Below are 24,731 nucleotides of genomic sequence, written 5' to 3' on the forward strand. Positions count from 1 at the left end.
ACAAGTGTCCGGAACATTTCTCTACTGTGAACGCTCACAGATGCATGACCGGCCATCCCCCTTCGGGGAGAGGCCCCTTTTTCGGTCAGGGAGAAGTACCCCATGCCTCACATCTCGCGCCGCGGACTCGCCGCCGCCACCGCCGTCCTGCTCGGCACCACCGCGCTCACCGCCTGCGGTTCCTCCGGCTCCGGCGGCAAGGCCGACGCCGAGTCCGGCCCCGTCTCGCTCACTTACTGGGCCTGGGCGCCCGGCATGGACAAGGTCGCCGCCCTCTGGAACGCCGAGCACCCCGACATCAAGGTCACCGTTCAGAAGCAGGCCTCCGGAGACGACCTCGTCACCAAGATCATCACGGCCACCAAGGCGCACAAGGGCCCCGACCTCGTCCAGGCCGAGTACCAGGCCCTCCCGACCCTCGTCAGCAACGACTCCCTGGCCGACATAGCCGCCGAGGTCCCGGAGAAGGTCCGCGACTCGTTCGCCCCCGGCATCTGGCAGCAGACCACCTTCGGCGGTCCGGCCGTATACGCCCTGCCGCAGGACTCCGGGCCGCTCATGTTTTTCTACCGCGAGGACCTCTTCAAGCAGTACGGCCTCTCCGTCCCCACCACCTGGGACGAGTTCGCCGCCACCGCCCGCACCCTGAAGCAGAAGGCCCCGGACAAGGCCCTGACCACCTTCTCCGCCAACGACGCCGGCCTCTTCGCCGGCCTCTCCCAGCAGGCCGGCGCCAAGTGGTGGACCTTCGCGGGCGACAACTGGAAGGTCGGCATCGACGATGCCGCCACCAAGAAGGTCGCCGACTTCTGGGGCGGCCTGGTAGCCGAGGGAGCCATCGACAACCAGCCGATGTACACCCCCGCCTGGAACAAGGCCATGAACACCGGCGAGCAGCTCGCCTGGGTCAGTGCCGTCTGGGCCCCCGGCACCCTCACCACCGCCGCCCCCGCCGGCAAGGGCAAGTGGGCCATGGCCCGTCTCCCGCAGTGGACCAAGGGGGCGAACGTCACCGGCAGTTGGGGCGGCTCCTCCACCGCCGTCACCGCCGACTCGAAGCACAAGGCGGCCGCCGCGAAGTTCGCCATCTGGCTGAACACCGACCCGAAGGCCCTCGCCGCCCTCGTCAAGGAGTCCGGCATCTACCCCGCCGCCACCGCCGCCCAGACCAGCGGCGCCCTCGCGAAGGCCCCCGACTACTTCGCCGACCAGCCCGACTTCTACACCCGTGCCGCCGAGATCGCGAAGACCACCGCGCCCGGCGCCTGGGGTCCCAACGTGAACGTCGCCTACACCTCCTTCAAGGACGAGTTCGGCAAGGCCGCCAAGGCCAAGGCCAAGTCCGGCTTCGCCACCGCCCTCACCGCCATGCGGGACACCACCGTCGCGGACCTGAAGAAGCAGGGCTTTGGAGTCGCCAAGTGACGCAGCCCCACCAGGGTGCGCGCCGGTCGTACGGGGTCAAGGCGGCCCCGTACGGCTTCCTCCTCCCCGCCGCCCTCCTCTTCGCCCTCTTCTTCGCCCTGCCCATCGGCTACGCCGTCTGGCTCAGCTTTCACAAGGTCGAGATCAAGGGCCTCGGCCTGGGCAGGGGAGCCCGGCACGAGGTCTGGGCCGGCCTGCAGAACTACACCTCCGCCCTCACCGACTCCGAGTTCCTCCACAGCGCCCTGCGCGTCCTCGGCTACGGCGCGATCGTCGTCCCCGTCATGCTCGGCCTCGCCCTGTTCTTCGCGCTCCTGCTCGACTCCGAGCGCGTCCGGGGCCGCTCCTTCGCCCGGCTCGCGATCTTCCTGCCGTACGCCGTGCCCGGTGTCATCGCGGCGCTCCTCTGGGGCTTCCTCTACCTCCCCGACGTCAGCCCCTTCCTGTACGTCCTCGATGCCCTCGGCCTCCCGCGGCCCGACCTCATGGACGGCGGCCCCCTCTACCTCGCGATGGCGAACATCGCGGTCTGGGGCGGCACCGGCTTCAACATGATCGTCATCTACACCGCACTGCGCTCCCTGCCCGCCGAGGTGTACGAGGCGGCCAAGCTCGACGGCTGCTCGGAGCTCCAGATCGCACTCCGCATCAAGATCCCGATGGTGGCGCCCTCCCTGGTGCTCACCTTCTTCTTCTCGATCATCGCCACCCTCCAGGTCTTCAACGAGCCCATGACGCTCAAGCCGCTCACCAACGGCATCCCCTCCACCTGGAGCCCCCTCATGAAGGTCTACAACGACGCCTTCACCGGCGGGAACATCCACGCAGCCTCGGCCACCGCCGTGGTGCTCGCCCTCGCCACCTTCGCGCTCTCCTTCGCCCTCCTCCGGGTCTCCAACCGCCGCACCACACAAGGAGCAAGCCGATGACCGGGCTCGCCTCCCCTCCGCTCCGCGCGTCCGCCCCGGCCGCCGGCACCACCCCCGGCACCTCCCAGGGACGGCCCGCCGCCTCCGACGGAAAGACCCGCGGCCGCACCGCCCTGCTCCCCACGGCCGCCCTCGTCCTCGGCGCGCTCTACTGCCTGCTGCCCGTCGCCTGGGTCGTGGTCGCCGCCACCAAATCGGGCGAGGACCTCTTCTCCACCTTCACCTTCCTGCCCGGCGACGGCTTCGCCGACAACCTCACCGACCTCGACGCGTACCGCGAGGGCATCTACTGGCGCTGGATGGGCAACTCCGTCTTCTACGCGGGCCTCGGCGCCGTCCTGTCCACGGTGGTCTCCGCGTTCGCCGGTTACGCCTTCGCCGTCTACCGCTTCCGGGGCCGCGAGGCCTTCTTCAACATGATCCTCACCGGCGTCCTCATGCCGCCGGTCATCCTCGCCATTCCGCAGTACCTCCTCATGGCCCAGGCCGACCTCACGGACACGTACGCCTCCGTGCTGCTGCCGCTGATCCTCTCCCCGTACGGCGTCTACCTCGGTCGCATCTACGCCGAGGCCGCCATCCCCATGGAACTCGTCGAGGCCGGGCGGATGGACGGCGCCGGAGAGTGGCGCATCTTCCTGCGGATCGCCGTCCCCATGATGGCCCCGGGCCTGGTGACGATCTTCCTCTTCCAGTTCGTCGCCATCTGGAACAACTTCCTGCTGCCGTTCATCATGCTCGGCGACGACGAGAAGTTCCCCATGACCGTCGGCCTGTTCACCCTCCTCAAGCAGGGCGCCAGCCAGCCCTCCCTCTACACCCTCGTCATCACCGGAGCCCTCCTCGCCGTCCTCCCGCTCATCGCCCTGTTCCTGGTCATCCAGCGCTTCTGGAGCCTCGACCTGCTCTCCGGCGCCGTAAAGTCCTGACCACAGGGGATCGAGGGGAAACACACAGCATGAGCACAGCAGCGAGCAGGCGCCGCCCGGCGACCATCCACGACGTGGCCCGCGAGGCCGGCGTCTCGCGCGGCACCGTCTCCCGTGTCCTCAACGGCGGCCACTACGTCAGCCCGACGGCCAAGGCGGCCGTCGACGCCGCGATCCGAAGAACGGGATACGTCGTCAACCGGCACGCCCGCTCACTGATCACCGGCAAGTCCGACTCGGTCGCCTTCCTCCTCACCGAACCCCAGGAGCGCTTCTTCGAGGACCCCAACTTCAACGTCCTCCTCAGGGCCTGCACCCAGGCCCTCGCCGCCCAGGACATCCCGCTCCTCCTGATGATCGCGGGCACCGAGGACGAACGCCGCCGCAACCTCCGCTACATCGAGGCCGGCCACGTCGACGGCGTCCTCCTCGTCTCCAGCCACTCCGGCGACCCCGTGGTGGCCCGGCTGCACGAGGCCGGCGTCCCCGTCGTCGCCTGCGGCAAACCCCTCGGCCAGACCGCCAAGATCGGCTACGTCGCCGCCGACGACCGGGACGGCGCCCGCGACATGGTGCGCCACCTGTACGCGACCGGGCGGCGCCGGATCGCCACTGTCACAGGCCCCCTCGACACCCCCGGCGGCGTCGAGCGCCTCGCCGGCTACCGCGAGACGCTCGCCGAGCACGGCCTGCCCGTCGACGAGACCCTCATCGCCACCGGCGACTACAGCCGCGCCAGCGGCGAGGACGCCGCCCGCGTCCTCCTGGAGCGCGCCCCCGACATCGACGCCGTCTTCGTCGCCTCCGACCTCATGGCGCAGGGCGTCCTCGACGCCCTCGCCCGAGCGGGCAAGCGGGTCCCCGAGGACATCGCCGTCGGCGGCTTCGACGACTCCCCGGCTGCCCTCTCCTCACGTCCCTCGCTGACCACGATCCGCCAGCCCTGGGACCGGATCAGCGCCGAGATGGTCCGGACGCTCCTCGCGCGGATAGCGGGCGAGGACACGGTCACGGTCATCCTGCCGACGGAGCTCGTCCGCCGGGAATCGGCGTAGCGGGGACGTCGGTCACCAGGATGACCTCCAGGGTCCGCGGCCCGTGGACGCCATCCGCCCGGTCGAGTCCGATGTCGCTCGTCGCGGAAGGACCGGAGACCCAGGTCAGCGGGCGTACCGGTCTCGGCGATCGCCACCGCGCACCCCGTCACCACGGCGTCCGTGCCGTCCAGTTCGTACGGGGTCAGCCGGGGCTCGTCGAACCGCCGGGCGCCCTCGGTCGCGGCGAACCTGTGGGCCCGGGCTCCGCGCAGGAGGCGGGGGTCGAGTGAGGCGCGGGCGAGGAGGCGGACGCCTGGCCCCGGCGGCGAGGTGCGTGCTGAGGACCCTTGCCGCCGGGGGCGATGGCAGCACGGGTCAGTGGGTGAGGCACTTCGCTGCCCGTCGTGTCGGCGCCACCGGCTCAAGGCGCAGAAGCTCCTCGGCAGAACAGCCGGAGTCAAGGTCCTCCACCAGGCACAGATCGAGTCCGTGCTCGTCCCGCGGGACCTGAACCGACAGAAGACAGGAATCCTTCGGGTCGTCGATGCGCACGGAGACGGTGTCGCCGCTGGTGAACCCGTCATCGGCGAACACGGAACCCGCCCTGTCGGGCGAGCTGAAGAAGCTCCAGTGTCCGGTCGCAGCGTCCGGGCACGATGTGCCTCCCCACATCGCACCGTTCAGGCGTTCCCCCCCCGTCATGGCAAGGTCATCCCCCAGGTGAAGACGAGTGCCGCCCGGACTGCTCCACCCGCCGGTAAGCGCCGACCGGTCAACCCGGGCCATGTCTCCACCCGCATCCCGCCCACCCGACTGAACGCGTTCGGAACAAACGGCAGGTTCAGGCGATCTCACAGCGGGAGGCCCCTGTCGCGGAGGCATGGGGCCAGAAGTACTCGTTGGTGCAGGAGACCGGGATTCGCTCGCCCATAGGCCATGCGTTTGAGGAGTTGACCCGGGTGACGTGGCCCTCGACCTGCCCGGATCTCCCTGGGGTGGAGAGGCCGGCAGTGACGGCGTCGAGGTGAGGGCAGGCCGTACGGATCTCCTTCGGTTCCGCGGCGTCGGCGGCCGCGAGGTGCTGGGGGTGCGTCATGGTCCAGCGGACAACGCGGCGGGGCTTCGGGGCCGGCCTTGGCTGCGGCCGGAACACCGGATGCAGCTTCCGGCCTGGCTGGCGGGCAGATCTGAAGGCACGGAAGTGGCGGCGGAGGCGCTGGATATTCCCGGTGAATCCGCGCTCGCGCAGTTCGCGGTGGAGCTAGGGAACGTCGTGCCGGCCCTCCAGTCAGCGGGCATGAAGACAGGGCTTGTGCTCGTCAGGTACGGACAGTCGTCCGGTGGCTTTGACCAGCAGTTCGTCGAGGCTGCCGGCCCGGGCGAAGCGACCGACGGTGGAGTGGTCCAGCCGCAGCGTCCGGCGATCGCCGCCAGCGACCTCCCCTCGGCCAGCAGTGCCTGGACCGCCTCGTATCTCTGGGTCGTACGTGCCACCGGACCCCGGGGGCGGCCGCTGACGTCGAGAGTGCCGTCCGGCGTGACGAACGGCACGACCACCGCCTCAGACGGCTCCGGCGTGACCAGGTCCCTCGCGGTTGCCTCCGCCGTGACCGGGGTCGCCGCGAACGCGGCCCGGAGGCAACCGTGGTGAGAGCCGACCGTCTTCTCCGCCGCATCCGCGACGTTCCGCTACGGATGCCACGCGTCGGCGACCTGCATCACCTGCGGGGCGCCGCTTCGGGCTCCCTCCGTGTAGGCGCCGGCCCGGTCCCGGCAGATCACCTCCACTTCCGGGTGCCGACGGAGCCATGCGGCCGACGGCTCGGCGTCCCGGCCGGGCAGGACCTCGACGGGGCGGCGCGTCTCCAAGTCCACCAGGATCGTCGTGTGGGAGTCGCCCTTGCGCAGAGCGAAGTCGTCCACTCCCAGGAATCTGACGGTGCCGATGAGCGGCTGCGGGACCGAGCGGAGCAGGTCCGCTCGATGACCATGGGCCTGCCAGCCACAGGCGCGTCACCGAGCCGGCGGACGTACCGGCCGTGCACCCCGAAGGACGGCATACCGCATCCCGGGCATCTCGCCGGCAACGTCTGAACACCCCGCGCGAAGCGTGACGACCCCGGCTGTCCACCGAATCGACTTGATGACAACACCGGACAGAGGCGGCAACAACTGCCCCGACACCCCTGAACCGCACATCCGGAGGCCGCGCAGCTCAGCCCTGCGACACCACAAGATCCCCGACAGAGCCCGTAATTCCCCAGGCGCCGACGGAAGGCTCTCTCCCGGGGGACGGTGCGACCCGCTTGGTCGAGGTGAAGGGAGGACGATCCTCTTGAGTTTCGTTGCCACGTCGCCGACCTGAGGGCGAGAGGCCGTCGCCGATCGAACGGCTTTTCCGTCGGCCGGTCGCCGGGCGACCGCGTGAACCACGAATCGTGGTGGTTTCGGAAAGGCACCGTCACAGAATCGTGAAGCACGCGCGCGAAGCTGGTGTCCACCACAGCGCAGATCGTGCGCAGCCATTCGGGGGAGTACCACCATGAGCACCGTTCGCAGAGCAGCCGTCGTCCTCGTCGCCGTGTCCGCACTGGCCCTGACCGCCTGCGGGCCCTCCGAGGACGGAGCCGCCGGCGGGGCCGACGTTCCGGCCACGACCCCTCCCGCCACCGCCTCCTCCGCGCCGACCGAGCCGACCGAGCCGTCCGCGCCGTCGAAGTCCGCCGAGCCGTCGAAGCCGGGCAAGCCGTCGGCATCCGCCAAGCCGACGACGCCCGCCAAGCCGACGGCGCCCGCGCCCGCCAAGCCGTCCGCGCCGTCGACCGATCCGGACTACGACGTCTTCCCGTGCAGCACCTACGACCTGACGTTCACCGCGACCCTGGCCGAGCCCACGACCAGCAGCTACCTGCTGAAGATCACCAACAAGAGCGGCAAGCCGTGCCGCGTGCTCGGCCACCCCATCGTGACCTTCGGCGACCTCGAAGGGCAGGCGACGGCGCGCGGCACGGCCCCCGGCATCGAGGAGGCCATCCGGCTCGCACCGGGCGAGTCCGCCTACGCGGGACTCATGGGCGGCGTGAAGGGCGCCAAGAGCAAGACGGTCTCCTCGATCTCCATGACCATGGACACCGAGTCGGACCTCGAGCAGGTGCCGCTCAAGGCCGCGACGCCCGGCCTGAACGTCTCCGACGACAACTCCGTCACCGCCTGGATGGACAACTCCGAGGACGCGCTGAGCCTGTAGCCGGGTCCTCCCGCGGAGGTGCCGACGCGTCTCCGGCCGGGGTCAGCCTCCGCCCAGGACCGTGGTGTACGCCGCCTCCCGGACCTCCCGATCCGGGTGGCGGCGCAGGCGCGTGACGGCCGCGAGGCAGGGCTCCGGCCACTTCAGCCGCTCTCCGAGGGCCGTGGCGAGACCGACGGCGAGGAGACCTTCCACCAGACCGCCGTCGTCGCTCAGGGCGCCCACCGCCGCCAGGGCGGCGGCGGGGTCGGCGAGCTGCTTGCCGTACCGGTGTGCCTCCTCCACGTCCTCCGCCACCCGGACCGCCAGGACGGCGCGGCCCTCGATCGCCGCAGTCAACTCACGGAGCGAGAGCAGCAGTTCGGGCCCGGTCGCCTCCAGGTCGACCGCTCGTACGAGGAGCGAGGTACGGGCCCCGGTGACCATCGGTTCGGCCGCCAGCTGCCGGGCCAGGACGGCGCACATCCGGTGGTCCCTGAACGAAGAGCCGACGAGGGATTCCAGGCGACGGCGTGCCGGCAGATCCCCACCGCGCCCGCCGCCCTCCGGTTCACCGGCCGCGACGAGCGCCAGAAGCCGGTCCACGACGCCGTGCAGAAGGCTGCCGGGTGCCGCGCCACCGATCGGGTGGGGTAGTCCGGACTGGGCGAGTTCCGTCAGCGCGTGGGCCGCCCGATACGCGCTCAGGGGCGAGGCGAGGTCCGTGTAGACGTCCGCGAGGGCGGTGCCGGCCGCGGGCGTGTACGGCGCCCAGTTGCCGAGGGCGGACAGGGCTTGGTCCGCCACGTACTCCTCGGAGGCGAAGGCCAGCCGGGCGACGAGCTCGCCGTACCGCGACCGGTGGGCGGGGACCAGGTCCGCCGGGCTCGGACCGAGGAGGGCGAGCCGGGCGGCGTCGGGCCCGTCGGCGGCCGTCGAATCCAGCAGGGCCCACATCTCCTCGTCCGGCAGCAGGGTCGCCGCCAGGCCGACGACGACGGCGCGTACGTCCGGATGGACGCCCGGGGCGCGGCCCACGGTCGCCAGCAGGGCGGTGGCGGCCTTCGGAGGCAGGTGGCGGGCGGCGAGCCGGGCCGCCGCCTTCCGGACGGTGACCTTCACCCCCGTCTCGCGGGTCAGGACGTCACGGAGCAGGGAGGCTATCCGGCTGGGCCGGGCGTGGGCCGCGGCGCGGGCGGCGGCGGACCAGGCGGCCGCCGCCCGCTCGTCGCCCGCGTGGTCGAGCAGGGCACCGAGAGCCGAGGCCGGGTCGTCGGTGTGGGCGGCCGCGTCCAGAGCGGCCGCCGTCAGAGCGGGTGCGACGCCGTGGCCTCCGTCGGCATCGTGCGGCGGGGCGGCGCCCGGGGCGTCGGGACCGGCCGGGGCGGGCACCGGGGCGGCGTACCGCCGGAGCAGGGCCCTTCCGTACTCCGGCACCGGGGCCACCGCGCGGAGCAGCGCGGCACGTTCGTCGAGACCCCGGACGGGATCGGCGACGACGGCCGCCGCCAGCCGGACCGCGGCCTCCTGCTGACGGGGCAGCCACCGGTCGGCGTACCGGAACGGGGGCAGCGGCCGGGGGGCGCCCGCCACGGGGAACCGGCCGCCGGGGAGCGGCGCCTTGGACAGGGCGCGGTCCAGCAGATCGGTGCGTTCCGCGGCGAGGACCGCGAGCACCTGGGGCACGAAGACCGCGGACGGCTCCCGCGCCAGCAGCCCGGCCACGCGGTCGCCCCGGGTCGCCGGGTCGGCCAGCCAGACCGCGGCGACCTCGCCGAAGACCCCGTCCGGGCAGGTGCGCAGGGCCTGTTCGAGGCGGTCCTGGAGCTCCGGGATCCGGTACGCGCGGCGCCCGCCGGACCTGCCCAGCGCCAGCAAGGGCGTGACGTCGCCGTCGGCGGTGGCCCGGTCCAGCCACGGCCCGAGCACGTCGAGCAGGGCACCGGCCCCGCGGCCGCGCAACGCCTCGCCGAAACGATCCAGTTCCACCGTTCCGGTGTGAGCGATGAGCGCTTCCGTCAGGCGTACGGCAGTCGGCAGGGCGGTGGCGGCGACAACATCCGTACCGTTCACGGCGGTGGAGAGCAGGGTCACGGCCAGGGACCGGACCGTGTCCCGGGTCCCGTGCGAGCGGTCCCGGGCCCTCAGGGCGTCCAGGCACAGCCGTTCCAGGGACGCGGCCCCGGTGCGGCCCCCGGCGGACGCGGCCGACCTGAGGGCCGCCACGAGCAAGGGCACCGGCAGGCCGGCGACGGCGGACAGGGCCTCCCCGCGTACGGCGTCGCGTTCGCCGGCGAGTCGGTCGGCGGCGAGCGCGAGGACCTCCGCGACCTGTTCCGGGTCACGGGTGTGGCCGGCGTTGGCGACCAGCCGGTCCCAGACCGTCCCGCGCTCCTCGGGGTCGTTGCTGCGGAGGCCGGCCAGCAGCTGTGGGCGGGCCTCGGCTGTCGGCAGCAGGGCGAGGAGGGCCCAGAGGGCCCAGCCCGAGTGGGCGTCGGCGCGGATCCCCTCGATCTCGGTACGGGCGCGGGCGTGCCGCTCGGCGGTCGGCAGCAGGGCGAGCACCCCTGCGTGCGCGCGGATGTTCCCGTACGGGTCGCCCACGGCGACGACCGCGTCCACGAACCCGGGCCGACGCGCGGGCGGCACCGACCGCAGCAGAACGCCGAAGGCCTCGCGGTGGAACCAGCGGGCTCCCAGCAGGGGCAGGGACGGAGGGTTCGCCGCCGTCAGCTGCCGCATGACCGCGGGACGGGGTGTCCGTTCCCACCGCGCGGCCGTCCGGCCGGGGTCGGCGAACCAGCGGACGACGCGCTCGGCGTCGACCGCGACGAGATCGCCCAGCCGGTCGAGCACCGGACCGGGCAGATCGTCGGGGCCGTACCGCTCGAGCAGGTCGAGGACGCGCTCCGGTGCGGCGGGCAGGGCGGCCGCGATCCCGGCGGCGTGCCGCCGCCACCGGAGAGCGCGCAACCGTTTCGGAAGGCCCCCGAGTTCCCGTTCCATCTGGTCGAGGACGGCCACGGGATGGCGGACGGCCAGGGTGCTCCAGTCCTCGTAGGAGAGCGCCCCGGCGAGCTCGGGCAGCAGTCGCGCGGTGAACTCCGCCGAGCAGCCCGGCAGCAGCAGGGCCGCGTCCCGGTCGCCGTATTCGCCGCGCACCCGGAGCACCAGCCGCTCGGCGAGTCCGGGCCGCCGCCCGTCACGCAGCAGTCGTGCGAGGTCGGCGCGGACCACGGCGGGCGCGTCGTCGTAGGCGGCCTCGACGGCGGCGTCCGGGACGGGCAGCCGTCGGGCGCCGCGCAGCGCGTACCGGCGGACCACCGGGTCCGGATCGCCGAGCCGGGCCGCCAGGTGCCCGAGCTCCCCGGCGGTCAGGGCCGCCAGCGCGGCGAGCCGGCGCTCGTACGGGCCGAGCGCGTCCAGCGCGGCGAGCAGAGGAGGGAGTCCGCCGTGGGCGGCGAGCCGGTGGGCGGTGACGGCGGTGAACCGGAGCCGGGCGGCATGCGGCAGGGGTTCGAGGGCGGCGAGCAGCTGGGCTGCGGTGGAGATCATCGCGGGCATTGTGCCCGATGGCACGGCCCCGCCCCCACCGAGTATGCGGACCGGCTGAACGGGGGGCGAGGGTGAGGAGGAGCCTCCGTCGCTCCTCCCACGTCGTTCCGTTGCTCCTCCTGTCTCAGGGACGGGGTGTCGGAGCCGTCGGGGAGGCGCCGCCGCATGCCGCTCGTCTTGAGGTCCGGCAGAGGCGGACGGCGAGCGCGGCCGCCAGGGCGGTCCCGAGGGTCGCCCAGGTCGCCGGGTGGGTCCACACGGCGGTGTCGAGCTGCTTCGCGAGGACGAAGACCCCCATGACGACGACGAACCAGCCGAACGTCGTGCGCAGGGTGTCCTGCGGGACGCGGCCCGCGAACCGGCCGCCCACGAGGCTGCCGGCCACCGCCGCCGCGGTGACGGTCAGGGCCAGGCTCCAGTCGATCCCGACGCCCGAGAGGTGACCGGCGAGACCGGCGAAGGAGTTCATCCCGATGACGAGGAGCGACGTGCCGACCGCGACGCCCATGGGCAGCCCGCCGAGGACGGCGAGGGCCGGGACGACGAGGAAACCGCCGCCGGAGCCGACCAGACCCGGTACGGCGCCGACGAGGAGACCCTCCACCGCGATGTGCCGCACGGGCAGGTCGTCGTGGACCCGCTGGGGCTTCGCCCGGCCCGGCCGGGGCCTGCGGAGCATCGCCACCGCGGTGGCCAGCATCATCAGGGCGAAGGAGACCAGCAGGACCGTCCCCGGAACGTACGCGGCGAGCCGCCCGCCCGCGTACGCGCCGGCCATGCTGAACCCGCCGAAGAGCAGCCCGGTCCGCCAGCGGACCCGGCCGGCCCGGGCGTGGGGGACCAGCGCGGCGAGGCTGGTGACGCCGACGACGAACAGGGAGGTGGCGATCGCCTCCTTGGTGTCCTGCCCGGCCAGGTAGACCAGGATCGGCACCGTCAGGATCGAGCCGCCGCCCCCGAGTACCCCGAGGGTGACACCGACGAGCAGGGACGCCGCGACGACCAGGGCGGTCACGGCGTGCTCCGCAGCTCCGCGATCACCGTACGGATGTCGGCACGGGGCCCGCGGTTGTACGGCAGCTTGGACAGCATGACGCCCATGGCGCAGGAGTTGCTGAGCGCCGCGTAGGTCAGGCCCGCGCCGATCGCGGTGCCGATCAGGTGGGCGCCAGGGACGAACACCCCGATGAGGCCGGTGGTCAGGACGATCGAGCCGGCCACGAGCCGGACCTGGCGCTCCATGTCCCACCGCTCCGGGCCCCGCTCGACGGGCGCGCCGGCCGTCTCCCAGGCGACGATGCCGCCCTCCAGGACGCGGAGGTTCGGCAGGCCGGCCTCGGCGAGGGCCTTCTCGGCCTGGGTGGCGCGCTGTCCGGAGCGGCACACGAGCACGACGTCCTCGTCGAGGTGGGCCAGGAGCTCGGCGCGGTGCTCGCGGAGGGTGGCGAGCGGCACGTTGTACGAGCCGGGGATGTGCGCCGTACGGAACTCGCCCGGCGTGCGCACGTCGAGCAGGCGGGGGGCGCGCCCTTCCTGGACGAGCCGGTGCAGTGCGGCGGGAGTGAGGGAGGGGGTGGGTGCGGGGGTGTTGCTCATGGGGTGCGGGATTCCACTTCGAGTAGGACTGGTATACCCAGGGGGGTATGCAGGAGGGTGTACGGGGCCCCGGGCGAGGAGCGGGAGGGGGTGGGGTGGTCAGGCGTCGACGGGTCCGGCCGTGGGCTCCGTCAGCGCCCAGGCGGCGTATCCGCCGAGGATGTCGGAGACGTCCCGGAGGCCCCGCTGTCGCAGCAGGCTCGCGGCGATGGAGGAACGGTGGCCGCCGGCGCAGTGCAGGACCAGCGGCCGGTCGGTGGGCAGCTCGTCCGCGCGGTGCGGGAGTTCGCTCAGCGGGATGTGCAGGGCGGACGCGATGAAGCCGTTGGCCTGGCGCTCGCCGCAGGTGCGCACGTCCACGACGACCGGCGGCCGTTCTCCCGCGAGCGCGGTGCGCAGGTGCGCGGCGGTGACCCGGCTCGCGGGGGAGACCTCGTCGGCCAGTGCCTCCAGGGCGTCCTCGGGGTCGCGCAGGTAGCCGGCGACCCGGTCGAAGCCGATCCGGGCGAGCCGGGTGACGACCTCCTCCTCCCGGTTCTGCGGCGCCATGACGAGCAGCTCGGCGGCCGGGTGGAGCACGGTGCCGGCCTGCTCGGCGAAACGCCCGTCGGCGGGCACGTTCACCGCGCCGCGCAGGTGCCCGGCCGCGAACTCCTGCGGGTCGCGCGCGTCCACCACGACCGCGCCGGCGGCCCGCAGTCCGGTGAACTCGGCGAGCGCCAGCGGGCGGGGCGCCGAGGCGCCGAAGCGGGCCCGGTCCTTGCGGTTGAGGTCGGCGTCGTACGCGAAGTAGCCGGGCGCGGCCGACTGGCCGGCGGTGACCAGCGCGACGAACTCCTCGCGGCTCATCGGCGCGCAGGCGTAGTTGGTGGCCCGCTGTTCGCCGATGGTCGACTGCTTCTCCGTCGACAGGTTCTTGCCGCAGGCCGATCCGGCGCCGTGCGCGGGGAAGACCCGTACCGCGTCCGGCAGCCCCATCAGCTTGTTCTGCACGCTGTCGTGGAGCATCGCGCCGAGCTCCTCGGCGGTCACGCCCACCGAGGCGAGCAGGTCGGGGCGGCCGACGTCGCCGATGAACAGCGCGTCGCCGGTCAGGACGCCGTACGGCACCTCGTCGTCGGCCCGCTCGTACACGAGGACGCTGATCGACTCCGGGGTGTGCCCGGGGGTCTCCAGGATCTCCAGCGTGACGTCGCCGAGGGAGATCCGCTCACCCTCCGTGAGCTTGCGGATCGGGTACTCGGTCTCGGCGCGCCGGCCGTATCCGATCCAGGCGCCGGTCTCGTCCGCCATCTCCAGGTGGCCGGCGACGAAATCGGCGTGGAAGTGGGTGTTGATGACGCCGACCACCGTGAACCCGTGGGCGGCGGCGTCGGCCAGGTACTCCGAGACGTCCCGGCGGGGGTCGACGACCACCGCCCGGCCCGTGCGTTCGTCGGCGATCATGTAGGACGCCTGGGAGAGGCAGTCCAGGTAGTACTGGGTGAAGAACACGGCAATCCCTTCATCAGGAGCACACGCCGAGGTGGGTGCGGGGGTGCGGGGCGGTCGTACCGCGTGCGTGCGGGCGTCCGGTACGGGCCCGGTCGGCGGTTCCGCCTGTGACAGAGGCGGCGTCCGCCTGCGACGGAGGCGGAACCCGCCTCGAAGCACCTCCCGCTCGGATACCCCCCTAGGTATTTACGTACTCGACGGTAAAGGGGTCTTTCAGCGAAGTCAAATACCCCCCTGGGTATGAACGTGGCATGGGCACGTAGATTTTGCCGTCCCGTGGTTGCCGCTCCGGCGGGTCCGTCAGAATCTTGGTCACCATGCCCTCGGGCAGTCGGTACTGCTGGTCACGGGGGGTGCAAGGGTCCCTCCGCCCTGAGTGGGGGAATGTTCATGCACCTCGAGTTCCGCCACCTCCGCGTCCTGCTCACCGTCGCCGAGGCCGGCAGCATCCGCAGGGCCGCCGCGCGCCTGCAGCTCTCCCAGCCCGCCACGAGCGCCCAGCTGAAACGGATCGAGCACGAGCTGGGAGGTCCCCTCTTCACCCGCAGTGCCGAGGGGGTGAAGCCGAACGAGAACGGTCAGTACGTCCTGCGCTGCGCGCGTGACCTCGTGGTCGGCTTCGACCGGCTGCGCGAGCACGCGCGCTCGGCCGCCGAGGCGGACGGGGGGACCGCCTCGCCGCTGCGGGCGGGCGGAACCGCCGGCCCCCTGGTGTCGCTGCTGATCTCCGCCCTCTTCGAGCTCGTCCCGGAACGCCGGCTCGGCATAGACGCCCGCCGTTCCGTGCACACCCTGGTGAAAGCGCTGAGCCAGTCGAAATGCGACATAGCGGTCTTCGGCGAGTTCCCGGGATTCCCCCTTCCCGTCGGCGATTCGGTGGTGACGCGCACGCTGCTGCGCGAACCGGTCTTCGTCCTGCTCGCCGAGGACCACCCGCTCGCACGCCAGGAGGTGGTCAGCCTGCGTGACCTGAGGGACGAGGAGTGGGTCATGCCGGAGGCCGACGAGAGCGGTGTGCACGCGTACCTCCATCTCACCTGCCAGTCGGCGGGATTCACGCCGCGGATCGCGCACGTGACGCCGGACCTGTCCGTGGCGCAGATCCTGGTCGCGGGCCGGCGCGCCGTCTGCGGCGTATGGCCGAGCGCCGACGTCCCCACCCAGGGCACCGTGCAGCGGCCGCTCGTGGACGTCCCGTTCCACCGGCGGCTCCAGCTGGCCTGGAACACGGAAACGGTCCCGGCCGAACTCGCCGACGCGGTGGGCGAACGCCTGCTGGCCGCGTACCTCTCGCTGGTGCGGCAGCGGCCGCCGTACCTGGCCTGGTGGGAGGGCGGCGGCGAGGAGTTCGCCCTCGGCGCCGAGAACGGCTGACCTCCCGGACCGCGTCTCCTCGCGCCGTACGACTCCGCGGGTGACCTCCCGGACCGCGTCTCCTCGCGCCGTGCGACTCCGCGGGTGACCTCCCGGACCGCGTCTCCTCGCGCCGTGCGACTCCGCGGCCGACCGTCCGGACCGCGTCTCCTCGCGCCGTACGACTCCGCGGCCGACCGTCCGGACCGCGTCTCCTCGCGCCGTACGACTCCGCGGCCGACCGTCCGGACCGCGCTTCCTCGCGCCGTACGATTCCGCAGGTGACAGCCCGGGCCGCCGTGTGCCCCACCGTATAACTCCACAGTTGTAGCCCACATGGGATCACGTCAGGCACATGTCACCTGGTGAACACTTCGCGTCAACGTCCCAGGACGTCGTCACCCCCCACGACGAGCGAAGGAAACACCCCGTCATGTCCCGTCCCCTCCTTGCCCTCTCCACGATGGTCGCCGCCGCCGTCATCACCACCGGCGTGGTCGCCGTGCCGGCGTACTCGCAGCCCGACGCGGTGCAGCACGGAACCTCCGCCCGCGACACGGCGATATCCCGGGCCGAGGCGAACGTGACCCGCCACGCCGACACCTTCGGCTTCGGCGCCGGCCAGGCGCTCCACGTCAAGGACGTCGTGATCGACGCCGACGGCACCCAGCACGTCCGCTTCGACCGGACCTACCGCGGTCTCCCCGTCGTCGGCGGTGACTTCGTCGTCCACCAGAAGGCCGACGGCTCGCTCAAGGGCTCCAGCCACGCCAAGGCCCACAACGTGGCGGTCAAGTCCGTCACCCCCGCCGCCGACGCCAAGGGCGCCTCGGCCGGCGCCCTGAAGCGCGCGCGGGGCCTCGTCAGCGCCGCCAAGTCCACGCCCGAGCTGATCGTGTGGGCCGCCGACGGCACCCCCCGCCTGGCCTGGCGCACCACCGTGCAGGGCCTGGGCGACAAGGGCCAGCCGCACGGCGAGGTCTTCGTCACCGACGCCGCCTCCGGCGCCGCGATCGAGAACTACGACGTCGAGCACGAGGCGACCGGTACCGGCCACTCCGAGTACACCGGTGACATCACCCTCGACACCACCCTCCAGTCGAACGGCACCTTCGCCCTCATCGACCCGGTCCGCGGCCACATCACCAAGGACGCGCACAACGTCTCGTCCTCGTCCCTGAACGCCTCCTCCGGCACCCTGTTCACCGACGCCGACAACATCTGGGGCGACGGCAAGAAGTTCTCCACGGACCGCGCCACCGCCGCCGTCGACGCGCACGCCAACACCGCGAAGACGTACGACTACTACAAGGACACCTTCGGCCGCAACGGCATCAAGAACGACGGCCGCGGCGCCACCGTCTTCGTCCACGTCGGCACCAACTGGGACAACGCCCAGTGGTCGGACTCCTGCTTCTGCATGATGACCGGCGACGGCAACGGCACCACCGACCCCGAGCAGGTCGACCTCGACACCATGGGCCACGAGATGACCCACGGCGTCACCTCGGCCACCGCCAACCTGCGCTACAGCGGCGAGTCCGGCGGCCTGAACGAGGCCACCAGCGACATCCTCGGCACGATGGTCGAGTGGTACGCCAACAACCCCGTCGACACCCCCGACTACCTCTTCAGCGACCAGTCCACCCCGCCGTGGCTGCGCCGCTTCGACAAGCCCTCCCTGGACGGCCGCTCCGCCGACTACTGGTCGAAGTCCGTCGGCCGGCTCGACGTGCACAACTCCTCCGGCGTCGGCAACCACTGGTTCTACCTCGCCAGCGAGGGCAGCGGCACCAAGACCATCAACGGCATCACCTACAACAGCCCGACGTACAACGGCTCCACCGTCACCGGCATCGGCAACCAGAAGGCCTCCGCCATCTGGTACCGGGCGCTGACCGTCTACATGACCTCCACCACCGACTACAAGGGCGCCCGCACCGCGACCCTGAGCGCGGCCAAGGACCTCTACGGCGCCACCAGCCCCGAGTACGCCACGGTCGCCGCGGCCTGGACCGCCGTCAACGTCGCCTGACGCACCCCCGGTCACGGGTTCGGGCCCCGTCCCACGGACGGGGCCCGAACCCGTACGGCGGCAGGCCCGGAGCGGGGTTACGCCTCTCGTGTGGACGTCGTGCGCGGCGGGGGAGCGGTACGGGTGCGACGGCGACGCGGACCGTAGCCTCGGGCGGCCCCCACGGCATCCGCCCGCGCACACACGAGGACCCGCCATGACCGCACAGGACACCGCCCCGCCCCTGCTCACGTCCGACCGGCTCGACGAGGTCGAGGGGTGGTTCTTCGCCGCCGACCGGTTCCTCTTCGACTGGCTCCTGACCCACCAGCGCGAGCACGGCGTCCGCGGCGACCTGCTGGAACTCGGCGTCTACAAGGGCAAGAGCGCCATCGCCATCGGCTACCACGTCTCCGAAGGCGAGCGGTTCACCGTGTGCGACCTGTTCGACGCCGACGAGGCCCCGGACAGCTCCACGGCCACCGAGATGCGGGTGTACTACCCGACCCTGACCCGCCGGGTGTTCGAGACGAACTACCTCCGCTTCCACCGCCGGCTGCCCACCGTGGTCCAAGGGCCCTCCTCCGAGGTCACCGGCCATGTGGCCGCCCGCAGCTGCCGCTTCGCGCACATCGACGCCTCGCACCTGTACCACCACGTCCGCGCCGACATCGCCGCCGTCCGCGAGCTGCTCACCGAGGACGGGGTGGTCGCCCTCGACGACTTCCGCAGCCCCCACACGCCCGGGGTCGCGGCGGCCACCTGGGAGGCCGTCCTCACGGCCGGCCTCAGGCCGGTCGTGCTCACCGAGAGCAAGCTGTACGGGACCTGGGGCCCGGCGGACGCCCTGCGCGACGCCCTCGCCGGCCGCCTGACCACCCACCCCGCCCTCTGGGGCGTGACCGAGGACGTGGCGGGCCACACCCTGCTGCGGGTCCACTCCCGCTGACGGCCGCCGCGCGCCGTCCTACGCGGCCCCCCGGCCGAACTCCTCCGCGAGGAGCGCGGCCGTCCGGGCCACCAGCGGGTCGTCGGCCGGGGCGTCCTCCTCGGGCTGGGTGGTGAGGACGGCGAGGACGACCGGCGTGCCGTCCGGACGCCAGGCGACGCGACGCCGTTGGCGCCGCCGTGGCGCCCGGAACCGGTCTTGTCGGCGAGGGGCCGGTCGGACGGCAGGCCGCGGCGGAACCTCTCGGTGCTGGTGGTGTTGCGGAGCATCCAGCCGGTGAGCCGCTCCCGGTCGCGGGGCCCCGGCTCGTCGCCGAGCCCGGCGACCGTCATGCCGCCCGAGACGTTCCCGGCCGCCCCCGTGACCGGAGAGAAGCCCGACCGGTCGACGTACGCCCGGGTGCAGTGGACGCGCCGGGCGAGGAACTCCCCGTCGTGGTCGAGGTCGCGCAGGACGGCCGCGACGGCGAGCGTCTTGAACACGGAGGCCATCGGGAAGCGCTCGCCCGCCCGGTGGGCCACGGTCCTCCCCGTACGCAGGTCACGGGCGAACACGCCGAGCCGCGCGGCGTGCTCCCGCTCCAGGCGCCTCAGCCGCGCGACGACGCCGCCCGCCTCCGGTGCGGCCCGCGCCGCACCGCCGCCCAGGGGAGCGCGGCCGTGAGTGCCGTGCCGCCGCCCAGGGCGAGCGCGGTACGCCGGGACGGACCCGGTCCGTGGGAGCGCAAGGCGAGTCCTTCCGCAGGGGGCACCGCTCCCGTACGTGTACAGGCCACGACGGCCCGTCCGAGGGACCGACACACGACGCGGGCCGCGTCGAGCCGCCGTCAGGCGTCGGGGGCCATGTCGTACGTGACCCACATGGTGCGCGTGGCCACCTGGTCGTACTTGGAGCGGGCACGGTGGTTGTCGTCGGCGGTGATCCAGCGGACGACGCTCCAGCCGCGCTCGGCCCCGATCCCGCGCAGCGCGCCGAGCAGCAGGTCCGCCGCGCCGGAACCCCGGCTCTCCGGGTCCACGAAGAGGTCGTCGAGCCAGCCGCCGACGGTGGCGGACAGCGGGCGCGCGAAGGGCCGGAAGTGCACGAGCCCGACGAGCCGCCCGTCCGGGGCCTCGGCGACGAGGCCCTCCACCTCGTGGCCGGGGTCGTGGATCCAGGACCAGACGAGCCGCGCGGCCTCCTCGGTCTGCTCGACCCGGTAGAACTCGGCGTACCCCCGGTACAGGGCACGCCACTGGTCGAAGTCGCCCTCACGGGCGGGACGGACCACGACGGCGGCGGTGTCGGACATGACTGCACACTCCTCACGCACCGCTCCCTGCGGCGCGGACCCAGTGGATCATGCCGCGCTCCCGCCTCCGCACGCAGGTTCCACCAGGTAGGGGGGCCTGCGGGCCGTGAGCTGCGTGAGACTCGCCGTATGGATATGGGGCGGGAGTCGCGGTGGGAGAAGGACGCGATGACGGTGGAGATCGTTTTCGCCGTGGTGACGGCGGCCTTCCTGGCCGCGATCGTGTTCGGAGCGCTGCTGGTGCCGGCCGTGCTCGTCGGCGTCTCCGGGCCCGCGGGGAAGGCCCTGCTCGTGATGGGGGCCGTGCTGGCCGCCTTCGCCGCGGTGTGGCGTGTGGTGCGGGTGCTGCTCCGGTTCGACGCGGTCCGGCGTCAGGGGCGTTGATCCCGATTCGCCCTCACCTCCGCGCCGACGGCGGCGGGTGGGGGCGGGCCGGCGCCGTCGTGCGCGCCGGCCCGCCGTCGGTCACCTGGTGAAGCCGTAGTCCAGCAGCTTCTTGACGTCGGCGGCCCTGTTCGCCTCGGACGGCGCGCCGAGCACCGTGCCGATGACCGTCTTCGTGCCGCGGGTGGCGGCGAAGACGAGGCAGTACTTGGCCTGCGGACCCGAACCGGTCTTCACGCCGATCGCGCCGCTGTACGTGCTCAGGAGCTTGTTCGTGTTCGTCCACGACATGTAGCGGTAACCACCGCTCTTCGTGGTGACCTTCTGGCTCGTGGACTTCGTCTTGACGACGGTGCGGAACGTGGCGTTCTTCATCGCACTGCTCGCGATCTTCGTCAGATCGCGCGGAGTCGAGTAGTTCTGCCCGCTGCCTATGCCGTCGAACGAGTCGAAGTGGGTGTTCCGCAGGCCGAGCCTCTGGGCCTCGGTGTTCATCTTCCCGATGAACGACTTCACGCGGGCCGCCCGGGTGGTGCCGGTGCCGAACTTGTCGGCCAGCGCGTAGGCGGCGTCACAGCCCGACGGCAGCATGAGGCCGTAGAGGAGCTGTCGGACCGTCACCTTGTCGCCGACGATGAGTCGGGCCGAGGAGGCGTTGTTGGCGACGATGTAGTCGCTGTAGGCCTTCTGGATCGTGACCTTGGCGTCCAGGTTCAGGTTCGGCTGGGACAGCACCACCTTCGCGGTCATGATCTTCGTGGTGGAGCCGGTCGACCGGCGGGTGTCCGCGGCCTTCCCGTACAGCGTCGTACCCGTGCCGTTGTTCATGACGAAGGCACCGGGGGCGGTGACCGACGGAGCGGTCACGGCGTTCGCCTGGCCGGCGAAGAAGCCGCCGGCGAGTACGGCCGAGGCCGTGAGCGAGACGGTCACGGCACTGCGCAGGCCGAGTGTCGGAGTCAGCAAAGTCTTCTGTCCTTGGTAGGAATCGATGTTTTCCGGGTCCGGTTCGAGGCCGACACGGGCCCGGCGCATAGAAGACGCGCGAGACGGCTCCAGGGATGCACGGCAAGGGCCATGAATTTCCTCGCGTTTCACCGGCGCCCCGCGGGGGCCGGCGGGCGAGGCTCGCCGGCCCCTCAGATGTTGTGCACCTGCATTCGAATGTAGTACTTCTTATACATGAGCGAGCAGGTGCACAACAGGCTGGCCGTTGTCAGGGCAGAGCGGAAAGTGTCGCGTCAGGCACTGGCCGAGGCAGTGGGCGTCCACTACCAGACCATCGGCTACATCGAACGCGGCCAGTACAACCCCAGCCTCGATCTGGCCCTGAAAGTGGCCAGGTTCTTCGGACTGCCGGTGGAGGCGCTGTTCTCCCTGGAGCCGTTCCAGCCGCTCACCGACGAGGTCTACGGGAGGAAGCAGTGATGACCGCGACGCGCTACGACCGACGGATGTACGCGGTGATGAACGACCGCCGGGCGGCGGCCGCCTACGCCACCGCGACCCGGCGCCGCCTCCTGGTGGGGGCGCACATCGCCCTCACCCTCACCGGGGTGGGCGCCTGGATCGCCACGGTCTTCGGGCCCGGATTCGGTCTGCTCGTCGTGGTCGCCGCGGTGCTGCTGCCCTGGATGCTGCTCACCGGCATGCTCAACGGCTCCACGCGCGGACTGCTCGAACTGCGCGGCCGGATGCTCGACGAGCGCCAGCTGATCGAACGCGACCGGGTGCGCGCCCTGGCCCACCGCATCACCCTGTGGCTGCTCCTGGCCGGGGCGTTGGGCTTCGGCGCCTACGGAGTCCTGACGGACGCGCCCCTGCGGGCGGCCGTCACCCCGGTCCTCGTCGGCGTGCTCGTCGTGCACTGGATGATGCCGCTGTGGGTGGCGGGCCTGAGGGTCCAGGACGACGCGGCCGACGACCTCGGCGACGGGTCCTGAGCCCCGCCGCCGTCACGCCCCGCGCGGGGCGGCCTGCTTCGCGGCGGTGACGAAGGCACGGATCAGCTCGTGGTCCTTGACGCCCGGGGCGGACTCGACGCCGCTGGACACGTCGACGCCCCAGGGGCGCGCCTTCCCGATCGCCTCGGCGACGTTGTGCGGCGCGAGCCCGCCCGCGAGCAGCCACGCGCCCTCGGGGCGGGCCGCGTCGAGGAGGGACAGGTCCCAGGGCTCACCGGAGCCCGCCCGGGGCGAGTCGAGGAGGAGGACCTCCTCGCCGTAGGCGCCGACGCGCGTGTCGGGCCGGTCGCTCAGGGACGTGGCCCGCCACAGTCGCGGGAAGACCCCGGCCGCGGCGGCGAAGTCCTCCTCGCGATACGCGGTGCCGTGCAGCTGGAGAGCGCCGAAGCCGAGCTCGCCGGCGATGCGGGCCGCCTCGGCGGCCGGGGTGTCGTTGACCACGAGGACGGACAGGACCCCCGGCGGCACGTGCGCGGCGAGCCGCACCACCCGGTCCCGGTCGAGCCCGCGCACACTGGTGCCGCTGATCACCAGGCCGACCGCGTCCGCTCCGGCGGCGACCGCCACGTCGATGTCGGCGGTGGTCCCGAGCCCGCACACCTTGACGAACACGTGTCTCTCCTCTGCTGACCCTGGCGCGGCCCCCGAGCCTACCCACCCCGACCACCCGCCGATACGACGCACCCCCCTCGCGTCGACGCCGCTTACCGGACCAGGCGCCGGGAGAAGCCGATCAGCTCCGGCCGACTACGCCTACGTCCCCTCCGTCGGCATCGGAGCCCGACCGCTCCGGCCGCCCGCGCCCGGCGCCGCCGTCCGCTCCCAGGCCCGCGAGCAGGCGGAGTCCGTCCTCGGAGGGGCTGCCCGGGGCCGCGGACAGCACCAGCAGTTCCGTGCCCGACCCGTCGGGCAGCGCGAAGTTCTCCTGGTGCAGTTCCAGCGGCCCGACCAGCGGGTGCCGGTAGGCCTTGCGGCCGTGCCCGCGGGCGCGGACGTCGGCGCGGGCCCACAGGCGACGGAAGCGCTCGCTGCCCATCGCCAGTTCGCCGACGAGCGAGGCCAGGCGCGGGTCGTCGGGGTGCTTCCCGGCGGCCAGCCGCAGATGCCCGACCACATCGCGGGTGCACGTCTCCCACTCCGCGTACAGACCGCGCTCGGCCTCCTCGAGGAAGATGTGCCGGGCGGTGTTCAGGCCGGGGATCGGCCGCCCGTACAGGAGACGGGCGAGACCGTTGCCGGCCAGGACGTCCAGACGGTGGTTCATGATCAGCGCGGGCGCGTCGGTGACCAGGTCGAGGATCCGCAGCAGCTCCGGCCGCAGGCGCGGGCCCGGCGTCCTCGCGGGACGCCGCCGCTGCCGGGCGAGCCGGTACAGGTGCCCGCGCTCGGTCTCGTCGAGGCCGAGGACGCGGGCGAGCGCGTCGAGGACCTGCTCCGAGGGCTGCGTCGCCCGCCCCTGCTCCAGGCGTACGTAGTAGTCGACGCTCACCCCGGACAGGTGCGCGACCTCTTCACGGCGCAGCCCCGCGACCCGGCGCCGGCTGTCCGTGGGGATGCCGACCGCCACCGGATCGACCCGGGAACGCCGGGTCCGCAGAAAACCCGCGAGATCGTCCATGCCCCTCAGTATGGCCTCGGCGACGCCCGCGAACGTGGCCCTGCCAGTACCAGGAAGCCCGGTCCGACGGAAGCGGCGCCCCTGAACGACGGCCGCCCCGGCGTCCAGGATCGAAGCCGTCCGGGCCATCCGGTCCGACGATCCGAAGGAGTCCCCGTGAAGACGCTCATCGTCCACGCCCACCCCGAACCCCGTTCGCTCAACGGCTCGTTGAAGGACCTCGCGGTGTCCACCCTGGAGTCCGCGGGGCACGAGGTACGCGTCAGCGATCTGTACGCGATGAACTGGAAGGCGGCCGTGGACGCCGAGGACTACGGCCCCGAGGCGTCCAGCCCGCTGAAGGTCGTCCTGGACTCGGGCCGCGCCTTCGACGCCGGGACGCTCACCCCGGACGTCCTGGCCGAGCAGGAGAAGCTGCTGTGGGCCGACACGATCGTCTTCCAGTTCCCGCTGTGGTGGTACACGATGCCCGCGATCCTCAAGGGCTGGGTGGACCGCGTCTTCACCTACCGCTTCGCCTACGGCGTCGGCGAACACAGCGACACCAAGTACGGCGAGCGGTTCGGCGAAGGCACCCTGGCCGGCAGGCGGGCCCTGCTGTCGGTGACCGTCGGCGGCCCGGAGTCGCACTACACCGCCCGCGGGATCAACGGCCCCATCGACGACCTGCTGTTCCCCATCCAGCACGGCATCCTCTACTACCCCGGCCTCGACGTCCTGCCCCCGTTCGTCCTGTACGGCACCGACCGCATGACCGACGAGGACTACGGCATCGCCGCCAAGGCGTGGGAACAGCGCCTGCTCACCCTGGAGTCGACCGAGCCCATCGCGTTCCGGCGGCAGAACTTCGGCGACTACGAGATCCCCTCGCTGCTCCTGAAGGAGGGCCTGGAACCGGCCGGACGCAAGGGGTTCGGGCTGCACGTGCGCGGCTGAGGACCGCCGGGGGACGGGCCACCGGGAGCGG

At 72.4% G+C, this 24,731-nt stretch carries 23 protein-coding genes and 2 pseudogenes; 13 read left to right on the forward strand and 12 right to left on the reverse strand.

Features of this window, described 5'->3' with window-relative positions; translation table 11 throughout:
- Positions 1-102 precede the first annotated feature (102 nt).
- The 4 genes from ACH4TP_RS29515 to ACH4TP_RS29530 are packed head-to-tail and all read left to right on the forward strand — an operon-like array spanning position 103 to position 4,338.
- A complete protein-coding gene (locus tag ACH4TP_RS29515) occupies positions 103-1,425 on the forward strand; it encodes an ABC transporter substrate-binding protein (protein WP_398439600.1) in 1,323 nt (440 codons plus the stop codon).
- On the forward strand, positions 1,422-2,354 hold the full coding sequence (locus tag ACH4TP_RS29520) for a carbohydrate ABC transporter permease (RefSeq protein ID WP_398439601.1): 933 nt from the start codon (positions 1,422-1,424) through the stop codon (positions 2,352-2,354). The genes ACH4TP_RS29515 and ACH4TP_RS29520 overlap by 4 nt, the downstream gene beginning before the upstream one ends.
- Positions 2,351-3,283 (forward strand): carbohydrate ABC transporter permease, encoded by a 933-nt coding sequence (locus ACH4TP_RS29525; RefSeq protein WP_398439602.1) that lies wholly within the window; start codon positions 2,351-2,353, stop codon positions 3,281-3,283. Before ACH4TP_RS29520 ends, ACH4TP_RS29525 begins: the two co-directional genes overlap by 4 nt.
- A gap of 29 nt (positions 3,284-3,312) precedes the next feature.
- Positions 3,313-4,338, forward strand: coding sequence for a LacI family DNA-binding transcriptional regulator (locus tag ACH4TP_RS29530; protein ID WP_398183162.1), 1,026 nt, complete (start codon positions 3,313-3,315; stop codon positions 4,336-4,338).
- On the opposite strand, the pseudogene ACH4TP_RS29535 reads toward ACH4TP_RS29530, so the two are convergent.
- Together ACH4TP_RS29535 and ACH4TP_RS29540 are read right to left on the reverse strand one after the other, a co-directional pair.
- Positions 4,298-4,538: pseudogene (locus ACH4TP_RS29535) on the reverse strand (lactate utilization protein C); the annotation flags it as partial. The gene ACH4TP_RS29530 and the pseudogene ACH4TP_RS29535 sit on opposite strands and share 41 nt — an antisense overlap.
- A 157-nt stretch (positions 4,539-4,695) precedes the next feature.
- Complete coding sequence (locus ACH4TP_RS29540) at positions 4,696-4,914, reverse strand: hypothetical protein (RefSeq protein WP_398439603.1); 219 nt, start codon at positions 4,912-4,914, stop codon at positions 4,696-4,698.
- A gap of 370 nt (positions 4,915-5,284) precedes the next feature.
- On the opposite strand from ACH4TP_RS29540, the gene ACH4TP_RS29545 reads away from it, so the two are divergent.
- Positions 5,285-5,971, forward strand: coding sequence for a hypothetical protein (locus ACH4TP_RS29545; protein WP_398439604.1), 687 nt, complete (start codon positions 5,285-5,287; stop codon positions 5,969-5,971).
- Positions 5,972-6,009: 38 nt separating this feature from the next.
- Here the strand turns inward: ACH4TP_RS29545 and ACH4TP_RS29550 are convergent, their stop codons facing one another.
- The gene (locus tag ACH4TP_RS29550) at positions 6,010-6,243 is read right to left on the reverse strand and encodes a transposase (RefSeq protein WP_398183153.1); all 234 of its coding nucleotides are present in this window, start codon (positions 6,241-6,243) and stop codon (positions 6,010-6,012) included.
- Between the two features lie 619 nt (positions 6,244-6,862).
- On the opposite strand from ACH4TP_RS29550, the gene ACH4TP_RS29555 reads away from it, so the two are divergent.
- Complete coding sequence (locus tag ACH4TP_RS29555; protein WP_398439605.1) at positions 6,863-7,567, forward strand: DUF4232 domain-containing protein; 705 nt, start codon at positions 6,863-6,865, stop codon at positions 7,565-7,567.
- Between the two features lie 42 nt (positions 7,568-7,609).
- Here ACH4TP_RS29555 and ACH4TP_RS29560 read toward each other — a convergent pair whose 3' ends face one another.
- From ACH4TP_RS29560 to ACH4TP_RS29575, 4 genes are all read right to left on the reverse strand, one after another.
- A complete protein-coding gene (locus tag ACH4TP_RS29560; RefSeq protein ID WP_398439606.1) occupies positions 7,610-11,101 on the reverse strand; it encodes a hypothetical protein in 3,492 nt (1,163 codons plus the stop codon).
- Positions 11,102-11,225: 124 nt separating this feature from the next.
- Positions 11,226-12,116 (reverse strand): sulfite exporter TauE/SafE family protein, encoded by an 891-nt coding sequence (locus tag ACH4TP_RS29565; protein WP_398439607.1) that lies wholly within the window; start codon positions 12,114-12,116, stop codon positions 11,226-11,228.
- Positions 12,113-12,697, reverse strand: coding sequence for a rhodanese-like domain-containing protein (locus ACH4TP_RS29570; RefSeq protein WP_398439608.1), 585 nt, complete (start codon positions 12,695-12,697; stop codon positions 12,113-12,115). Before ACH4TP_RS29570 ends, ACH4TP_RS29565 begins: the two co-directional genes overlap by 4 nt.
- A gap of 99 nt (positions 12,698-12,796) precedes the next feature.
- Positions 12,797-14,191 (reverse strand): rhodanese-like domain-containing protein, encoded by a 1,395-nt coding sequence (locus ACH4TP_RS29575; protein ID WP_398439609.1) that lies wholly within the window; start codon positions 14,189-14,191, stop codon positions 12,797-12,799.
- A 390-nt stretch (positions 14,192-14,581) separates the two neighbouring features.
- Between ACH4TP_RS29575 and ACH4TP_RS29580 the strand changes: the two genes are divergently transcribed.
- The 3 genes from ACH4TP_RS29580 (at position 14,582) to ACH4TP_RS29590 (ending at position 18,507) form a co-directional block, all read left to right on the forward strand.
- Positions 14,582-15,565: a LysR family transcriptional regulator gene (locus ACH4TP_RS29580; RefSeq protein WP_398439610.1), complete on the forward strand. Its 984-nt coding sequence runs from the start codon at positions 14,582-14,584 to the stop codon at positions 15,563-15,565.
- A gap of 412 nt (positions 15,566-15,977) precedes the next feature.
- Positions 15,978-17,579, forward strand: a complete 1,602-nt coding sequence (locus ACH4TP_RS29585) for a M4 family metallopeptidase (protein WP_398439611.1) — start codon at positions 15,978-15,980, stop codon at positions 17,577-17,579.
- A 196-nt stretch (positions 17,580-17,775) separates the two neighbouring features.
- Positions 17,776-18,507, forward strand: coding sequence for a class I SAM-dependent methyltransferase (locus tag ACH4TP_RS29590; RefSeq protein ID WP_398439612.1), 732 nt, complete (start codon positions 17,776-17,778; stop codon positions 18,505-18,507).
- 18 nt (positions 18,508-18,525) lie between these two features.
- Here ACH4TP_RS29590 and ACH4TP_RS29595 read toward each other — a convergent pair.
- Together ACH4TP_RS29595 and ACH4TP_RS29600 are read right to left on the reverse strand one after the other, a co-directional pair.
- Positions 18,526-19,234, reverse strand: a pseudogene (locus tag ACH4TP_RS29595) (serine hydrolase).
- Between the two features lie 99 nt (positions 19,235-19,333).
- Positions 19,334-19,798, reverse strand: coding sequence for a GNAT family N-acetyltransferase (locus ACH4TP_RS29600; protein WP_398439613.1), 465 nt, complete (start codon positions 19,796-19,798; stop codon positions 19,334-19,336).
- A gap of 129 nt (positions 19,799-19,927) precedes the next feature.
- Here ACH4TP_RS29600 and ACH4TP_RS29605 point away from each other — a divergent pair, with 129 nt between their 5' ends.
- A complete protein-coding gene (locus ACH4TP_RS29605; RefSeq protein WP_398439614.1) occupies positions 19,928-20,182 on the forward strand; it encodes a DUF6332 family protein in 255 nt (84 codons plus the stop codon).
- 81 nt (positions 20,183-20,263) lie between these two features.
- Here ACH4TP_RS29605 and ACH4TP_RS29610 read toward each other — a convergent pair whose 3' ends face one another.
- Positions 20,264-21,127: a D-alanyl-D-alanine carboxypeptidase family protein gene (locus ACH4TP_RS29610; RefSeq protein WP_389233810.1), complete on the reverse strand. Its 864-nt coding sequence runs from the start codon at positions 21,125-21,127 to the stop codon at positions 20,264-20,266.
- Positions 21,128-21,364: 237 nt separating this feature from the next.
- Between ACH4TP_RS29610 and ACH4TP_RS29615 the strand changes: the two genes are divergently transcribed.
- Positions 21,365-21,610: a helix-turn-helix transcriptional regulator gene (locus tag ACH4TP_RS29615; protein ID WP_055639523.1), complete on the forward strand. Its 246-nt coding sequence runs from the start codon at positions 21,365-21,367 to the stop codon at positions 21,608-21,610.
- Entirely contained in the window at positions 21,610-22,125 is a 516-nt protein-coding gene (locus ACH4TP_RS29620) for a hypothetical protein (RefSeq protein ID WP_398439615.1), read from the forward strand. Before ACH4TP_RS29615 ends, ACH4TP_RS29620 begins: the two co-directional genes overlap by 1 nt.
- A gap of 12 nt (positions 22,126-22,137) precedes the next feature.
- Here ACH4TP_RS29620 and ACH4TP_RS29625 read toward each other — a convergent pair whose 3' ends face one another.
- Together ACH4TP_RS29625 and ACH4TP_RS29630 are read right to left on the reverse strand one after the other, a co-directional pair.
- Positions 22,138-22,758, reverse strand: coding sequence for a phosphoribosylanthranilate isomerase (locus ACH4TP_RS29625; protein WP_389233766.1), 621 nt, complete (start codon positions 22,756-22,758; stop codon positions 22,138-22,140).
- Between the two features lie 121 nt (positions 22,759-22,879).
- On the reverse strand, positions 22,880-23,764 hold the full coding sequence (locus ACH4TP_RS29630; RefSeq protein WP_398439616.1) for a helix-turn-helix transcriptional regulator: 885 nt from the start codon (positions 23,762-23,764) through the stop codon (positions 22,880-22,882).
- Between the two features lie 156 nt (positions 23,765-23,920).
- Here ACH4TP_RS29630 and ACH4TP_RS29635 point away from each other — a divergent pair, with 156 nt between their 5' ends.
- Complete coding sequence (locus tag ACH4TP_RS29635) at positions 23,921-24,700, forward strand: NAD(P)H-dependent oxidoreductase (RefSeq protein ID WP_398183115.1); 780 nt, start codon at positions 23,921-23,923, stop codon at positions 24,698-24,700.
- Positions 24,701-24,731 lie beyond the last annotated feature (31 nt).

Origin of the sequence: Streptomyces sp. NPDC021012, assembly GCF_044333355.1 — a bacterium.
Taxonomy (GTDB): Bacteria; Actinomycetota; Actinomycetes; order Streptomycetales; family Streptomycetaceae; genus Streptomyces.

Coding starts and splice junctions, on each gene's coding strand:
- ACH4TP_RS29515 (WP_398439600.1), top strand. CDS start 103: ATGCCTCACATCTCGCGCCGCGGACTCGCCGCCGCCACCGCCGTCCTG.
- ACH4TP_RS29525 (WP_398439602.1), top strand. CDS start 2,351: ATGACCGGGCTCGCCTCCCCTCCGCTCCGCGCGTCCGCCCCGGCCGCC.
- ACH4TP_RS29530 (WP_398183162.1), top strand. CDS start 3,313: ATGAGCACAGCAGCGAGCAGGCGCCGCCCGGCGACCATCCACGACGTG.
- ACH4TP_RS29555 (WP_398439605.1), top strand. CDS start 6,863: ATGAGCACCGTTCGCAGAGCAGCCGTCGTCCTCGTCGCCGTGTCCGCA.
- ACH4TP_RS29560 (WP_398439606.1), bottom strand. CDS start 11,101: ATGATCTCCACCGCAGCCCAGCTGCTCGCCGCCCTCGAACCCCTGCCG.
- ACH4TP_RS29570 (WP_398439608.1), bottom strand. CDS start 12,697: ATGAGCAACACCCCCGCACCCACCCCCTCCCTCACTCCCGCCGCACTG.
- ACH4TP_RS29580 (WP_398439610.1), top strand. CDS start 14,582: ATGCACCTCGAGTTCCGCCACCTCCGCGTCCTGCTCACCGTCGCCGAG.
- ACH4TP_RS29585 (WP_398439611.1), top strand. CDS start 15,978: ATGTCCCGTCCCCTCCTTGCCCTCTCCACGATGGTCGCCGCCGCCGTC.
- ACH4TP_RS29590 (WP_398439612.1), top strand. CDS start 17,776: ATGACCGCACAGGACACCGCCCCGCCCCTGCTCACGTCCGACCGGCTC.
- ACH4TP_RS29600 (WP_398439613.1), bottom strand. CDS start 19,798: ATGTCCGACACCGCCGCCGTCGTGGTCCGTCCCGCCCGTGAGGGCGAC.
- ACH4TP_RS29605 (WP_398439614.1), top strand. CDS start 19,928: ATGGATATGGGGCGGGAGTCGCGGTGGGAGAAGGACGCGATGACGGTG.
- ACH4TP_RS29615 (WP_055639523.1), top strand. CDS start 21,365: ATGAGCGAGCAGGTGCACAACAGGCTGGCCGTTGTCAGGGCAGAGCGG.
- ACH4TP_RS29620 (WP_398439615.1), top strand. CDS start 21,610: ATGACCGCGACGCGCTACGACCGACGGATGTACGCGGTGATGAACGAC.
- ACH4TP_RS29630 (WP_398439616.1), bottom strand. CDS start 23,764: ATGGACGATCTCGCGGGTTTTCTGCGGACCCGGCGTTCCCGGGTCGAT.